The 15,218-nt window shown below is 71.4% G+C and carries 11 protein-coding genes; 7 read left to right on the top strand and 4 right to left on the bottom strand.

The features are described 5' to 3' along the window. Positions 1-176: 176 nt before the first annotated feature. The 3 genes from ABZ260_RS30475 to ABZ260_RS30485 form a co-directional block, all read right to left on the bottom strand. Positions 177-1,181 carry a LacI family DNA-binding transcriptional regulator gene (locus ABZ260_RS30475; RefSeq protein WP_355624723.1) on the bottom strand — a complete coding sequence of 335 codons (1,005 nt, stop codon included), beginning with the start codon at positions 1,179-1,181 and terminating at the stop codon, positions 177-179. Continuing rightward, positions 1,178-3,949 carry a glycoside hydrolase family 3 C-terminal domain-containing protein gene (locus ABZ260_RS30480; protein WP_355624725.1) on the bottom strand — a complete coding sequence of 924 codons (2,772 nt, stop codon included), beginning with the start codon at positions 3,947-3,949 and terminating at the stop codon, positions 1,178-1,180. The genes ABZ260_RS30475 and ABZ260_RS30480 overlap by 4 nt, the downstream gene beginning before the upstream one ends. A 171-nt stretch (positions 3,950-4,120) precedes the next feature. Further along, positions 4,121-5,326, bottom strand: a complete 1,206-nt coding sequence (locus ABZ260_RS30485; RefSeq protein ID WP_355624727.1) for an ROK family transcriptional regulator — start codon at positions 5,324-5,326, stop codon at positions 4,121-4,123. Positions 5,327-5,539: 213 nt separating this feature from the next. Between ABZ260_RS30485 and ABZ260_RS30490 the strand changes: the two genes are divergently transcribed. From ABZ260_RS30490 to ABZ260_RS30500, 3 genes are read left to right on the top strand one after another with little or no spacing between them, the layout of a single operon-like run. Continuing rightward, positions 5,540-7,234, top strand: coding sequence for an extracellular solute-binding protein (locus tag ABZ260_RS30490; RefSeq protein WP_355624729.1), 1,695 nt, complete (start codon positions 5,540-5,542; stop codon positions 7,232-7,234). After that, positions 7,227-8,249 (top strand): ABC transporter permease subunit, encoded by a 1,023-nt coding sequence (locus ABZ260_RS30495; RefSeq protein WP_350911803.1) that lies wholly within the window; start codon positions 7,227-7,229, stop codon positions 8,247-8,249. Before ABZ260_RS30490 ends, ABZ260_RS30495 begins: the two co-directional genes overlap by 8 nt. After that, the gene (locus ABZ260_RS30500; protein WP_355624731.1) at positions 8,246-9,145 is read left to right on the top strand and encodes a carbohydrate ABC transporter permease; all 900 of its coding nucleotides are present in this window, start codon (positions 8,246-8,248) and stop codon (positions 9,143-9,145) included. The genes ABZ260_RS30495 and ABZ260_RS30500 overlap by 4 nt, the downstream gene beginning before the upstream one ends. Before the next feature lie 40 nt (positions 9,146-9,185). Here ABZ260_RS30500 and ABZ260_RS30505 read toward each other — a convergent pair whose 3' ends face one another. Continuing rightward, entirely contained in the window at positions 9,186-12,200 is a 3,015-nt protein-coding gene (locus ABZ260_RS30505) for a BTAD domain-containing putative transcriptional regulator (RefSeq protein ID WP_355624733.1), read from the bottom strand. 134 nt (positions 12,201-12,334) lie between these two features. On the opposite strand from ABZ260_RS30505, the gene ABZ260_RS30510 reads away from it, so the two are divergent. The 4 genes from ABZ260_RS30510 to ABZ260_RS30525 form a co-directional block, all read left to right on the top strand. Continuing rightward, positions 12,335-12,511 carry a hypothetical protein gene (locus ABZ260_RS30510; RefSeq protein ID WP_355624735.1) on the top strand — a complete coding sequence of 59 codons (177 nt, stop codon included), beginning with the start codon at positions 12,335-12,337 and terminating at the stop codon, positions 12,509-12,511. Positions 12,512-12,581: 70 nt separating this feature from the next. Further along, the gene (locus ABZ260_RS30515; RefSeq protein ID WP_355624737.1) at positions 12,582-13,118 is read left to right on the top strand and encodes a TlpA disulfide reductase family protein; all 537 of its coding nucleotides are present in this window, start codon (positions 12,582-12,584) and stop codon (positions 13,116-13,118) included. Next, positions 13,115-14,956: an ABC transporter ATP-binding protein gene (locus tag ABZ260_RS30520; protein ID WP_355624739.1), complete on the top strand. Its 1,842-nt coding sequence runs from the start codon at positions 13,115-13,117 to the stop codon at positions 14,954-14,956. The genes ABZ260_RS30515 and ABZ260_RS30520 overlap by 4 nt, the downstream gene beginning before the upstream one ends. Then, the coding region (locus ABZ260_RS30525; protein ID WP_355624741.1) for a S26 family signal peptidase at positions 14,953-15,218 on the top strand (266 nt) is incomplete at its 3' end. The genes ABZ260_RS30520 and ABZ260_RS30525, both read left to right, overlap by 4 nt.

The following is a 15,218-nucleotide window of genomic DNA, read 5'->3' on the forward strand; positions in this document are numbered from 1 at the left end:
CCTCCGTACGGCGGGATGGCGCCCTTCGTTCTTCTTCGCGTCGTTACCGGAGCCCGCCGCCGGACTCCCCGCACCGGGCTCCGGGTGACGTCATCATTCCCCGCGCCGGGCTCTGGATGGCGTCGTCACCTCCCACGCCGGGCTCCGGGTGGCGCCATCCCGCCGTACGGAGGCTCTCAGGTGCTGTCGCGCACGGTGAGCCGTGGCTGGAGCAGGGTGTCCTCGGGGACGACGTGGCCCTCAAGCTTCTCCATGAGCAGCCGGACCGCCTGGCGGCCCACCTCCTCTGCCGGGATCAGCACCGAGGTCAGCGGCGGACTGGAGCGTTCCGCGATGTCGTCGGGGCAGATCGCCACCACGGCGACGTCGTCGGGCACCCGCCTGCCGTGCTGGCGCAGCGCTCCCAGCACGTGGTTGACCGCGGCCTCGTTGTGCACGACCAGCCCGGACAGGCCCGGCCTGGTGTCCAGCAGCTCGGCGATCACGGCGGACACCTGGTCGAAGTTCTCCTCGCACGACAGGGCCACCCCCTTCAGGCCGGTGTCGGCCACGGCCGCGGCGAAGCCCTCCCGGGTGCGGCGGGCGAAACCGGTGCCCCGGTCGTAGACGACCGAGGGGGCACCGAGCAGCGCGACCTCGGTGTGCCCGCGCTCGGCCAGGTGCTCCACGCAGAGCGCGCCCGCCCTCGCGAAGTCGAGGTCGACGCAGGTCAGCCCGGCCGAGTCGGCGGGGAAACCGATCAGCACGCTGGGCTCGGCGAGCTCCCTGAGCAGCGGCACCCGGCTGTCGTGCAGCTCCACGTCCATCAGGACCAGCCCGTCGACCAGCGCGCTCGCCGCCGCCCTGCGCAGCCCGTCCGCCCCCTCGTCGGCGGTCAGCAGCAGCACGTCGTGGTCGTACTGCCGCGCGGCGGTGACCACCGAGGTGGCGAACTGCATCAGCACCGGGACGTGCATCCCCACCCGCAGGGGCAGCACCAGCGCGATGACGTTGGCCCGCTTGCTGGCCAGCGCCCTCGCCCCGGCGTTGGGGTGGTATCCCAGGACCCGCACGCTGTCGAGCACCCTGCGCCGGGTGTCGGCCGAGATCGCGCGCTTCCCGCTGAGCACGTACGACACGGTGCTGACCGCCACCCCCGCGTGCCTGGCGACCTCGCTGATGGTCACCGCCCGCTCACTCATGAGGTCTCGTCGAAGCTCAGGGCGGCCACGGTGATCCCCATGTTCTCGAACACCACATAAAGATCGTGGACTCCCCCCTGCTCCGCAAGTCCGGCGCGTACCTCGGTGAGGTCATGGCGGCCGGCGCGGGGGATGGGGAGGTCGCCGACCACGGGGCCGTAGAGGGGGTCGTCCAGGCGCAGGGTGATCACGCCGCCCTCGGCACTGGTGGCGCTGACCGAGCAGGAGGCGGCCCCCTTTCCCAGGTCGACCGAGCGGAACACGATCCACGCCCCCTCGGCGGTGGACCGCACGGCGTCGCCGGAGACCCTGGCCGCGTCCACGAACGCCACCGAGTCGTACTCGTCGTGATCCACCGCGGCGATCGGGCCCGCGAAGGCGTCGCGCGGCGGGATGCGCTCGCCGTCGACGTGGAAGGAGGCACAGAGCCGGATGTCGCGCGCGGAGCCACCGATCATGATCTTGTGGGACGCGTCCTCGACGACGAACCGGCCCCTGGTGACGTCCCAGAAGGCCAGCTCCCGAACGTCGAGGTCCCAGTCGACCCGGGTGCTCTCGCCGGGGGCGAGCCGCACCTTGACGAAGCCTCGCAGGCGGCGCAGCGCCTGCTTGACCCGGGAGCTCCGCTGGCGGGTGTAGATCTGGACGACCTCCACTCCGGCCCGGCCACCGGTGTTGGTGACGGTGGCCGAGGCGGTGAGCCGGCCGCCCCGCACCGAGACGGCCAGGTCGGTGTAGTCGAAGGTGGTGTAGCTGAGGCCGTGGCCGAAGGGGTAGAGCGGGGTGCCCCGGAAGTACTGGTAGGTCGCGTCGGCGGCGATGATGTCGTAGTCGAGCAGGTCGGGAAGCTCGCACGCGGAGCCGTACCAGGTCTGGGTGAGCCGCCCCTCGGGGTCGGCGTCGCCGAACAGCACCTCGGCCAGCGCGTGCCCGTACTCCTGCCCGCCGTGCGAGGACCACAGCACCGCGGGCGGGTCGTCGCCGTCCCAGGTCACCGGGTAGCCGCTGCTGATCACCATGACGGTCCTCGGGTTGACCGCGCGTACCGCCTCGACCACCGCCTGCTGCGCGGCGGGCAGCGCCAGGTCCAGGCGGTCCTCGGTCTCCCTGCCGTTGACCAGCGGATGGTCCCCGACGACCACCACGGCCACGTCCGCGGTCGCGGCGAGCGCGGCGGCGGCCTCGGCGCCGCTGACCACCCGCTCCACGGTGAACCAGGCGGCGGCGTCGGCGTCGTCGACCAGGCGGAGGACCTCGCCGTCCAGCGCGACGTAGCGGCCCGTGGAGATGTGCCGGAGCGCCAGCGTGCCGCGCGGGCGCTCCTCGGTGCGGAAGGTCTGGCGCACCTCCCAGCCGTTGGGCCCCGGCTGGTCGTTGACCAGCACACCGTCGTCGCCGACCGACAGGTGGCGCCCGGTCGCCACGGCCCGCAGCGCGTAGCAGCCGCCGCCCCAGTCGAACAGGTCGAACAGGCCGGGTTCGGCACCGATGCCGAGCGGCCCGCCGTCGAGGTCGGCGACGATGTGGCCGCCGTCCACCGAGAGCGTGATCCGGTCCACCGCCTCGCAGAAGACGGTCTCGCACCGCTCGGCGAGCCCGGCGCGGGCGGTGACCGCGTAGGGGAGCGTCCCGGAGTACCAGTCCTCCATGAGGGTGTCACCGAGCTGGCCGATGACCGCGATCCTGCGTACCGAGGTCAGCGGCAGGATTCCGTCGTTGCGCAGCAGCACGATCGAGCGCCGGGCGGCCTCGCGGGCCAGTTCCTGGTGCTCGGGGCAGTTGACCACCGCCTCGGTGATGTCGTCGTACGGGGTGGTGGGGTCGAACTCGCCCAGCCGGAAGCGGATGGAGAGCGCGTGCCGGACCGCGAGGTCGACGTCGGCCTCGGCGAGCAGGCCGCGCTCCAGCGCGGCGTGGATGTGACCGAGGGTGGCCCCGGTGCGGTCGTCGTCCTGGGTGAAGCTGTCGAGCCCCGCCTTGATCGCGTGCGCGTAGGCCTCGGGGAGATCGTCGTAGTAGGCCTGCAGGCCGGTGAGGTTGGCGGGCGCGTAGGCGTCGCTGACCACGAGGAGATCATCGGGCGCCCAGGCCCGCAGCACCTCGCCGATCAGCGGGCTGAGGTGGGCCGGGCGGCCGTTGACCAGGTTGTAGGAGGGCATCACGGCGACCGCGGCGCCGCTGGTCAGCGCGGACCGGTAGGCCGGGAGCTCGTACTCGCGCAGCACCCGGGGCGGCAGGTCGCTGGAGGTGACGCAGCGGTCGGTCTCGTTGTTGTACCCGAGGAAGTGTTTGAGGGTGGGGGCGGTCTTCAGCATCGTGGGATCGCTCCCACGAAGGCCGGAGGCATACGCCGTCGCCATCACACCGGTCAGCCACGGGTCCTCGGAGTAGCCCTCCTCGTTGCGGCCCCAGCGGGGGTCGCGCAGCGGGTTGACCACCGGCGCCCAGACGTTGAGCCCGGCCCCCGCCGGATCCTTGTGGTGGAAGGCCAGCACCTCGTCGCTGGTGGCCTCGCCGACCCGCCGTACCAGGTCGGGGTCCCAGGTGCTGGCCAGCCCGATCGCCTGGGGGAACACCGTCGCGGGACCGAGCCAGGCCAGGCCGTGCAGCGCCTCGGTGCCGGTACGGAAGGGGCCGAGCCCGAGCCGCTCCACCGGCTGCTGGTACTGGTGCAGCAGCCCGACCTTCTCCTCCAGCGTGAGCCTGCCCCACAGGTCCGCGATCCGCTGCGCGAGGGGAAGTTCCGGGTCACGGAACGGTTCGTTCATCGGGGACCATCCCTTTGAGAGCGTCGAAGCGCTTCGATTTTCTGTCCTGGAAAAACGCCTCTGTCGAAGCGCTTCGATAATCGGTCCGGGAAAACTCCGGTCGTCACCCGTGCGTTACGCGCGTGTTTCGAGCGGAGCTTCCCTGAAGGGTGCACTCCCGTGCGGCCCAGGTCAAGAGATCCGCGGCAAACGACCCGAATCCACCGAGTCGAGCACTCGCGCGGCACCACCCAGCGCCCCCGCGCCGTAACCGAGCGTGGAGGCGACGACCCGGCAGCCCCCGGCGTCCGGCGCGATCACGCGCCCCCGCGTCTCGGCCTCCACCGCGGGCAGCAGCCACGGCGCGAGCGGCACGTAGTAACCGCCCAGGATGACCACCTCGGGGTTGAGCAGGTTGGCCAGCACCGCCACGCCCTTGCCGAGGTTGCGGCCCACGGTGTCGAGGACCCCGAGCGTGCGCGGGTCGCCCCCGCGGGCCAGCCGCACCACCTCGTCGAGTTCGAGTTCGACCTCGGCGGGCGAGATCGTGGCGTGCTCCAGCACGGCGCCGATCCCGGCGACGGCCTCCAGGCAGCCCAGACGCCCGCACCGGCACTCGGCGCCGAGCGGGTCGAGCTGGATGTGGCCGATCTCGCCGCCGTACCCCTGGCCTCCCCTGCGCAGCCGGCCGTCGAGGATGATCCCGGCCCCGACCCCGATCTCGCCGGTGAGGTAGACCAGGTTGGCCGTCCCGGCATGCGGGCCGAAGCGGTGCTCGGCCAGGGCCGCCAGGTTGGCGTCGTTGTCGACCTGGACCGGGAAGCCCGGGTCGCGCAGGGCCTTGGTGAGGTCGCCGCAGAGGTCGGCGTCGCGCCAGCCGAGGTTGGGCGCGATGCGCACGGTGCCGTCGGTGCCGATCAGTCCGGGCACGCCCACGGTCAGCCCCAGGACCTGGCGCTCCTGCTTGGTCATCCGGTTCACCACCCGGCGGACGATCCCGGCGACGGTGGCCATCGCCTGCCCCGCCGTGCCGGCGGCGCCGGGGAAGGACCTCCGCCAGGACAGCAGTTTCTCCCCCGACAGGTCCACCGCGACCGCGGTGACGTAGTCGACGTTGACCTCGATGCCGATCGCCGCGTACGGCGAGCCGTCGAGCACCAGCATCGTGGCGGGGCGGCCGACCCGGTTCTCCGTCAGGCCGGTCTCCCTGACCAGGCGGCGGTCGATCAGGTCGGCGACCAGGCTCGACACGGTCGCCTTGTTCAACCCGGTGGACGCCGCGATGTCGGCCCGCGAGCACGGCGCGTGCTCGCGCACGAACCTCAGCACGACGGCGAGGTTGGTGGCCCGCACGTCGGCGAAGTCGGCCGGACGCGGGTCAGTCGTAGATGTGATCAAGGTGAGTCCCGCTCCCGCTCGGCCAGGCTGGCCCCATCATGCCCCATCGTTCACCAATCTGTGACCGCCCCCCGGCGGCCCGCGATCGGCGGTCCCTTGTGGCGACGGTCACCCTCGACTAATTTGTTTGGTCGAAAGACGAACTAATTCTACCCCGGAGCCATGCTCCACGACACCCCCTGATCCGTCTCGAACCAATGAAGGGAGCGCCCCGTGAAAGATCTTCCCCAGGGCGCGATGACCAGCCGCCGAGGCTTCCTCGGCCTGGTGGGGCTCAGCGCGGCCGCGGTCGCCGGCGGCGGCCTGCTGGCCGCGTGTTCCGCGCCCAGCGGCCCCCGGCCGGGCAGCGGAGGCGCCACGGCCGCCGCGGCGGACAAGCTGACGTCCCTCACCCCCACCTACACCGCCTTCCCCGGCGTCAAGCCCGACCTTCCCGGCACGGTCTCCACGCTGCCCGGAGTGCCCGACGTCAGCGGCGGCTTCACCTCCTACCCTGCCGCCCCCAGCACGGCGCTCACCCAGAAGGCCGGCAAGGGCGGCACCTACAAGGCCATGACCCCGCTCTGGGGCCCGCCGCCGCCCGGTCTGGCGAGCAACTCCTACTTCCAGGCGGTCAACGCCGACATCGGCGCCACCGTGGAGTTCCAGATCACCGACGGTAACGTCTACGGCGACAAGGCGATCGCCAGGCTCGCCGCGGGGGACATCCCGGAGATCATGGTCATCCCCAGCTGGGAGATCGACAAGATGGCGGACTTCAACACCGCCGTCGACAAGGCGTTCGAGGACCTCACCCCCTACCTGCAGGGCGACAAGGTCGCGCCCTACCCGCTGCTGGCCAACCTGCCGACCGCCGCCTGGCAGTGGTCGGTCTGGAACAACAAGCTCATGGCGGTGCCGTTCCCGACCGAGCCGTACCCCTTCGCGCTGCTCTACCGCAAGGACCTGTTCGACAAGAACGGCTGGAACGCCAACCCCAAGACCGCCGACGAGCTGTTCCAGCTCGGCAAGGAGATCACCGACCCCAAGGCCAAGCGCTGGGCGTTCGGCAGCATCCACGAGGTGATGTGGCCGACCTTCCGGATCCCGCAGGACTGGCGGTACGAGGGCGGCAAGCTCGTCCACAAGTACGAGACCCCCGAGTTCGAGCTGATGCTGGAGTTCATGCGGAAGGTCTTCAAGGAGGAGCTGGTCCACCCGAACGTGGTCAGCAGCAAGGGCGCCAACGAGAAGGACCTGATCGGGGCCGGCCAGATCCTCGTCTACCGCGACGGCCTGGGCGGCTGGAAGGAGCTGCTCCAGCAGCACCGGGGCAAGAACCCCGACTTCAGCCTGGGTGCCTTCCCGCTCTTCGCCCACGACGGCGGCACGCCGATCATGTACCACAACACCGCGGCGGGCATCTTCACCTTCGTCAAGAAGGGGCTGCCCAAGGAGCAGGTGGAGGAGATCCTCGCCATCCTCAACTGGTGCGCGGCGCCGTACGGGACCAAGGAGTACGAGCTCGCCAACTTCGGCGTGGAGGGCAAGCACTTCACCCGGGGCGCGAACGGCATCCCGGAGACGAACGACCTCGGCCGCAAGGAGGTCGCCTACACCTACGGCTTCCTCGGCGGGCGCCCGCTCTATGTGGACTGGCCCTACCCCGACGCGGTCAAGCTCAACGTGGAGTGGCAGAACGCCGGCTTCCCGTTCATCGAGAAGGGCCCCTTCGACGGGATCAGGATCCAGCGGCCGTCGAAGTACTCCGGGCTGCAGGTGCCCACCGAGGACAAGTTCACCGACATCATGCGCGGCCGTCGCCCGGTGAGCGACGCCAAGCAGATCGCCAACGAGTGGCGGCGGGACGGCGGGGACGAGGCCCGCGACTTCTACCTGAAGGTCCTGCGGGACAACGGCCGTGCTTAGCGACCACGCGAAGACCGGGCCGGCGGGTGACCTGACCTCACCCGCCGGCACCGGCACCTCCAAGGATGTCCGTAAAAGGGGCTCGAGGACAAGGCGGGCGCGCCCGCAACCCTTCGGATCACGACTGAAACGTGACTGGCAGCTGCTGCTGATGGCGCTGCCGGCGATCGGGCTGCTCATCGTGTTCCACTATGTCCCGCTGCTCGGCAACGTGATCGCGTTCCAGGACTACTCGCCGTACGTGGGCATCGCGGACAGCCCGTGGGTGGGGTTCGCCAACTTCCAGTGGCTGATGTTCGACGAGAGCTTCTGGGACGCGACGCTCAACACCCTGACGATCACCGCGTTCCAGCTGGTCTTCTACTTCCCGGTGCCGATCCTGCTGGCCGTGCTGCTGGACAGCGTGGTACGGCCCCGGCTGCGCCTGTTCATCCAGGGCATCGTCTACATGCCGCACTTCTTCTCGTGGGTGCTGGTGGTCACGCTGTTCCAGCAGATGTTCGGCGGCGCCGGCCTGCTCTCGCAGACGCTCAGGGACCACGGCTACAGCGGCATCGATCTCATGACGAATCCGGACACGTTCATCGTGCTGGTCACTGCGGAGACGGTCTGGAAGGACGCCGGCTGGGGAACGATCATCTTCCTGGCCGCGCTGGCGGCCATCAACCAGAACCTCTACGAGGCCGCCGCCGTCGACGGCGCGAGCCGCTGGCGGCGGCTCTGGCACATCACCCTGCCCGGCCTGCGCCCGGTCATCGTGCTGCTGCTGATCCTGCGCCTCGGCGAGGCGCTGAACGTCGGCTTCGAGCAGTTCTTCCTGCAGCGTGACGCGGTCGGCAGGGACGCCGCCGAGGTGCTGGACACCTTCGTGTACTGGCGCACGCTGCTCACCGGCGAGTGGAGCTACGGCGCCGCGGCCGGTCTGGTGAAGGGCCTGGTGGGACTGGTGCTGATCCTGGTGGCCAACAAGGTCGCCCACCGATTCGGCGAGCAGGGAATCTACAAACGATCATGACGACTCTTCCCCCCTGGGCCGAGCGGCCCAGCCGCGTCGGCGCGCTCCTCAAGGGGCTCCTGCTGACGCTCATCACGGTGGGCGTGCTGTTCCCGATCTACATGGTCGTGCTGACCAGCCTGTCCACCCAGGAGGCGGTGACCGAGGCCGGCGGCCTGGTCACCGTGCCGAGCGGGCTCTCCTTCGCCGCGTACCAGGAGCTGTTCGCAGGCGGCGTGGTGACCCGGTCGGTCCTGGTCAGCCTCGGCGTGACCCTGGTCGGCACCGCGATCAGCCTGACCGTCACCGTGCTGGCCGCCTACGGGCTGTCCCGGCCCGGCTCGCTGCTGCACCGGCCGATGCTCTTCCTGATCCTGCTGACCTTCCTGTTCGGCCCCGGGCTGATCCCCAACTACCTGCTGGTCAGCTCGCTGGGGCTGATCGACACGTACTGGTCGTTGATCCTGCCCGGCGCGGTCACCGCGTTCAACCTGGTGGTGATGCGGGCGTTCTTCATGAACATCCCGGACGAGGTCACCGACAGCGCCCGCATCGACGGCGCGAACGAGTTCCGCATCCTGCGCACCATCGTGCTGCCCATGTCCAAGGGCGTCACGGCCGTCATCGGCCTGTTCTACGCGGTCGGCTACTGGAACTCGTTCTTCAACGCCGTCCTCTACCTCAACGACAACGCCAAGTGGCCGCTGCAGGTGGTGCTCCGGCAGTACGTCCTCCAGGGCCAGTCCCTGATCGTCGGCCAGAGCGGCGTCGGCACCCTCCCCGGCCAGAGCCTGCCGCCGAGCCTGGCCATCCAGATGGCCATCGTCGTCATCGCCCTGCTGCCGGTGCTCTTCGTCTACCCGTTCGTCCAACGCCACTTCACCAAAGGAGTCATCATCGGCGCCATCAAGGGATAGCGGCGCGGTGTGCCGGTGCCGCCCCTGTGACCCGATGGGCTCACCGGCCGTCCGCCGGATCCCCGAGCGACCGCGACAGCGCGTCCAGGCGGGCGGCCTCGGCCTCGTTGCCCAACTGCCGGTACTCCCGGCGGGCCTCCGCCAGGGTGCGGCGGGCGGCGGCGAGGTCGCCGCTCCGCGCGTAGACCTCACCGAGCGCCCCGAGGGTGCGCGCCCTGCCGTAGGCGTTCTGCAGCCGCTCCCACAGGTCCGCGGCGGCGAGCAGGCGGGCGACGCTCTGCCCGTGCCGTCCCTCCTCGCTCTCCAGCAGGCCGAGCCCGTGCAGCGCGACCGCCTGGCCGTGCTCGTAGTGGCAGGCGGAGCTGGCGGCCAGCCCTCGCTCCAGCGTCCGGCGGGCGTCGGGGTGGCCGCGGTCGGCGTAGAGCTGCCCGAGATGGGCGAGCATCTGCGCCTCCATCAGGGGGTCGGCGAAGGAGCGGGCCATCTCCACGGCCCGGCGGAGCTGTTCGGCCCCCTCGTCGAACCGGCCGAGCCGCTTGCAGATCATGCCGAGCAGGGCGCGCACCACGCACTCGTCGCGCGGGCTGGCCAGTTCCTCGACGATCACCATGGCCTGCCGGGCATGGCCGAGCGCCTCGTCGTAGCGTCCCCGCTCGCTGTCGATGCTGCTGAACTGCTGCAGCACGTGGAGCTCGCCGAGCGGGTAGCCGCAGCTCCGGGCGATCTCGACGCTCTCCTGGAGCCGGGACAGGGCCCGCTCGTAGTCCCCCCGTAACCGGTACGCGTCGCCGCAGAGGTACAGCGCGTCCGCCACGCCGCGCGGCTCACCGAGCTCGCGGAAGATCCGGAGGGACGCGTCAGCCCACTCGATCTTGTCGTCGAGCACCGCTCCGGACTTACCGGAGTGCAGATCGGCCAGGTTGCGCAAGATGACCGCCTCGCCCCGGCGGTCGCCGGCCGCCCGGCAGGCGGCCAGCGCCAGCCGATGCGTGCGGATCCCCTCGGACGCGTCGCGCAGCTCGTAGAAGGTCTGGGCGGCGGCGGCCAGCCCCCACGCGTACCCCGTCTCCCCCATCGCGGCCGACTGCCGCACCAGGGCGGCGAGCGCCTGCCGTTCCACCTCGAACCAGGTGAACGGGTCGCTCACCGCGCTCTCGGCCGCGGCAGGACGCCAGCGGGGCGCGGCGGGACGCAACGCCGCCACGGTACGCGCGGGAAGCAGCTCGTCGGCCCTCTCGGCGAGCAGCAGCCACCCGCCGAACACCCGGGACAGGGCCGCCCCCCGGGTGTCCGCGTCCTCCTCCCGCTCCGCGCGGTGCCGGGCGAAGATCCGGATCAGGTCGTGCAGCCGGAACCGCGGCCGTCCCCCGAGATCGGGGCCGACCTCGTCGACGAGGCGCGCGTCCACCAGGGAGAGCAACCAGTCATCCGCGACCCGCTCCGGCGCACCGGTCAGCGCGGCGGCGGTCCAGGCCGGGAAATCAGGGACGTCGAGCAGCCCGAGCAGCCGGAACAACCGGCGCTGCGCCTGGTCCAGGCCCGCGTAGGAGGTGCCGATGGCGGCCCGCACATCGAGGTCACCGGCCCGCAGCCGGTCCAGCCGCGACGTCTCGTCACGGAGTTCCTCCGCGACGGCGGACAGCCGCCATCCCGGTCGCGTCGCCGCGCGCGCCCCGGCGATCCGCACGGCCAGCGGCAGCTGACCGCACAGCCCGACGATCTCCAGCGCGGCGCCGGGCTCCTCCCGGACCCGTCCGGCCGTCACGATCCTGGCGAACAGATCGAGGGCCGCACCGGGCTCCAGCACGTCGAGATCCGCGAAGTAGGCGGACTCCAGGCCGAGCAGCCGCTTGCGGCTGGTCACCAGCACCGCACAACCGGCCGCCCCCGGCTGGACCGCTCTGACCTGGGCCTCGGCCTCGGCGTTGTCGGCGAGCACCAGGACCCGCCGGTCCGCGAGCAGACTGCGGTAGAGCTGGATCCGCTCGGCGAGCGGTTCGGGGACGGCCGGTCCCGGCACCCCGAGGGCACGCAGGAACTGCCCCAGCACCGCGCCGGACGTGGTCTGGCCGGTGAAGTCGGCGTACAGCTGGCCGTCGGGGTAGTTCCTCCTGAGCCGGTGCGCCAGCTGGACGGCCAGCGTGGTCTTCCCCACCCCCGCGCGGCCGGAGATCGCGATCGTGCGGAGCGCCCGGCTGTCGTCCGCGGTCAGCACCGCCGTCCAGTGCTCGATCTCCTTCTCCCGGCCGGTGAAGTCGGGCAGGCAGGGCGGGGTCTGCGCCGGGATCCGCCCCTGCCACGCCGGGCGGCGCTCGTCGAGCAGGACCTGCTGGTGCACCCCGCACAGCTCGGGTCCGGGGTCGACGCCGAGGTCCTCCCGCAGCAGCCGCCGGTGGTCGGCGAAGAACTTGAGCGCCTCCGGGCGCCGTCCCGCCAGATGCAGGGCCCTGACGAGCAGGACGGCGAGGTCCTCCCGGTACGGATGCTCCGCCACCAGGCTCACGAGCTCCTGCACGAGCTCCTCCGGCCGTCCCCGTTCGAGGTCGCCCTCCATCCGCCAGACGAGCGCCGCCAGCCTGCGCTCGTCGAGCCCGCCGGCGTAGGCGGCCACCGAGGGCGTCACCGGCACGTCCGCCAGCACCGGTCCGTGCCAGAGCGAGAGCGCCCGGCGCACCAGCGGGAAGGCCCCACCCGGGTCACCCCGCGCGCGCAGCCGGATCCCCTCGTCGCAGAGATCCTCGAAACAGGTCGCGTCGACGGCGTCGCGCTCGACGTTCAGCCGGTAACCGCCGTGGCGGGACTGGATGACCTCGGCCCCGCGGTCGTCCAGCAGCCGCCGCAGCGACATGACGTAGCCGCGCACCAGCGTCCGGCACGAAGCGGGGGGCGCGTCCCCCCACAGCTCGTCGACCAGGTGGTCCACCGACACGTTCTGCCCGGCCCGTACGAGCAGCGCGGCCAGCACGCCGCGGACCTTGCTCCCGCCGGGTGACACCCAGCGGTCGCCGTCCCACACCTCCAGAGGCCCTAGGCAGCGGAACCTCGTCGATGTCAACCGATCTCCACTCAGCCGCGGCCTGAACAGAATCTCTACGCCATTTCTACGGCATTTCTACGGCGGAGGCCAATGATTCCAGTGACCACCAAAGATCGGATCTGCGTTTCCGGAACGCACAGAAAGGAAGAGCTATGGTGCGATCGATCAGCGCCCTGGCCGACCGGCTGCTGAGCCGGCTGGTCCCCGCCGGGCACGCGGACGCCGCGTCCTGCTACTACCAGCAATGTGGCGGCCGGCACTCCAGGTACTGCTGCTACTACCCCGACGACGGCGTGACCGTCTGCGGCAGCTGCGTCTACCGGCCCTAGCCCGGATTTCGCTCCCGCCGGCCGGTACTCCCGCCGGCCGGCGGGCCACCAGTGGAGAGGAACGAACACGATGCCCTATCTGACCGCCGCCGTCGTCATGCTGGGCGTGCTCTGCGGGCTGAACCTCATGCTGCTGCTCGCGGTGGTCCGGAGACTGAAGGAACACGCCCGCACGCTGGCCGGGCTGTCCGGGACGGGCGACGCGCGCCTGCCCGAGGCCGGATCGGCGGTCGGGCACTTCGACGCGCTGAGCACCGACGGCGAGGCGGTGTCCCGCCACGCGCTCGAACCGGGCACCCTCGTCGGCTTCTTCTCACCCGGCTGCGGGCCGTGCACGGAGAACCTGCCGAAGTTCACCGCGTACGCCGCGACGCTGCCCGGCGGCCGGGGCCGGGTACTCGCGGTGATCGCCGGCACCGACGACTCCGAGGACATGCAGGTCGCGCTGGCCCAGGTCTCCCGGGTGGTCGTGGAGGCACACGGGGGGCCGGTGGCCGCCGCCTTCGGGGTGAGCGCCTTTCCCACGTTCTGCGTCCTGGACGGCGAGAGCGTCATCACCGCGGCGGGATTCGATCTCTCGGCGCTGCCGAACCCGGTCACGGCATGATCGCACGAGAGGAGGACCGGCGGTCGCGGCTGGGAGAACTCGGTGCGGCGCTGCGCCTGGGCTGGCAGGCGGCACCCCTACTGCTGCTGGGGTACACGGCGCTCACCGTGGTCACCGCGACCGCCCCGGTCGCGACCGCCTGGTTGACCAAGGTCGTGCTGGACGGGCTGACCGGCGAGAACGACCGTGTCATGACCGCGGCGGTCATCCTGGTCTCCATCGGGGCGCTGGCGCTCGCGCTGCCGCACGTGCGCCGCTACCTCCGGGCGGAGCTGGGCCGCTCGATCGCGCTCCGCACCCAGGACCGGCTGTACACGACGGTGAACGGCTTCACCGGGCTGTCGCGGTTCGAGGATCCCGCCTTCCTGGACCGGTTGCGCCTGGCGGAGCAGGCCGCCCGGCACACGCCGGGCCAGATCGTCGAGGGCACGCTCGGCATCGCCCAGAGCGTGATCACGGTGCTTGGCTTCGTCGTCTCGCTCGCGGTGATCAGCCCGATCATCACCGTGGCCGTGCTGGGCGCCGCCGTGCCCACGCTGATCGCGGAGATCTCGCTCAGCCGCCGCCGTGCCCGGCTGATGTGGAACATCAGCCCCATCGAACGCAGGGAGATCTTCTACGGCCGGCTGCTCGGCGACGTGCAGGCGGCCAAGGAGATCCGGCTCTTCGGGCTCGGCGACTTCCTCCGCGGGCGGATGCGGGCCGAGCGGGTGCGCGCGAACGGGCAGCACCGGCGACTGGACCGCCGTGAGCTGATCACGCAGGCGGCGCTGAGCCTGGTGAGCGCGGGCACGGCGGGGGCCGGGCTGGTCATGGCGATCGGTGCGGCGCTGAACGGCTCGGGCACCGCGGGGGACATCTCCATGTTCGTGGTGGCGGTGGCCTCCGTGCAGGCGTCGCTGACCTCCCTGGCCGAGCAGGCGGCCTACACCCACCAGGAGCTGCTGATGTTCGGCCACTACCTGGCCGTCGAGCGGCTGGAGCCCGACCTGCCGCCGCCGGCCCGGCCCCGGCGGCTCCCCCCGGCCGGTGACATCGAGCTGCGCGATGTCTGGTTCCGTTACAGCGAGGACCATCCGTGGATCCTGCGCGGGGTGGACCTGACCATCCCGCACGGGTCGACCGTGGCCCTGGTCGGCCTGAACGGGGCGGGGAAGAGCACGCTGGTGAAACTTCTGTGCCGTTTCTACGAGCCGACATCCGGCTCGATTCACTGGGGCGGGATCGATCTGCGGGACGTGCCCGCCGTCGATCTCAGGAAACGGCTGGGAGTGGTCTTCCAGGACTACATGTCCTACGACTTCACCGCCGCGGAGAACATCGGGCTCGGCGACCTGACCGCGATCGAGGACCGGGAGCGGATCGTGGCCGCCGCGGAGCGGGCCGGTGTCGACGACATCGTGCGGCGGCTGCCGCACGGGTACGACACCATGCTGAGCCGCACCTTCTTCATGGAGGCGGACAGGGACGACCCGGTCACCGGGGTGGTCCTGTCCGGCGGGCAGTGGCAGCGCCTGGCACTGGCCCGGGCGCTGCTCCGGGACGACTGCGACATGATGATCCTCGACGAGCCGAGTGCCGGGCTGGACGCCCAGGCCGAACACGAGATCCACCGTCGGCTGCGGCTGCTGCGGGCGGGCCGGACGAGCCTGCTCATCTCGCACCGGCTCGGCGCGGTTCGCGACGCGGACCTGATCGTGGTGCTGGAGGACGGGCGGATCGCCGAGCGGGGCGACCACCACGAGCTGTACCGGGCGGACGGCTCGTACGCGCGGCTGTTCCGTCTCCAGGCGGACGGCTACCGGGACGAGGTCGCCGTCATCGGGGCGGAGCCGTGACCGGGCCGCTCCTGGGCGTCCTCGCCGCGGCGGTCCTGGCGGGCCTGCTCTGGACCCGGCGGCGCTTCCTCGTGGTGACGGTGCACGGGGTGAGCATGGAACCCACCTACCGGGAGGGCGAGCGGCTCCTGATCCGCCGGGCGTCCCTGGCCGCGGTCCGCCCGGGGCAGGTCGTGGTGATGGCGGATCCGGTGCCCCCCGGGCAGTGGATCATCAAGCGCGCGGCCGCCGTGCCCGGCGACCCGGTGCCCGGGGAGGTGGC

The sequence above is a fragment of the Streptosporangium sp. NPDC006013 genome (assembly GCF_040614275.1).
Classification (GTDB): domain Bacteria; phylum Actinomycetota; class Actinomycetes; order Streptosporangiales; family Streptosporangiaceae; genus Streptosporangium.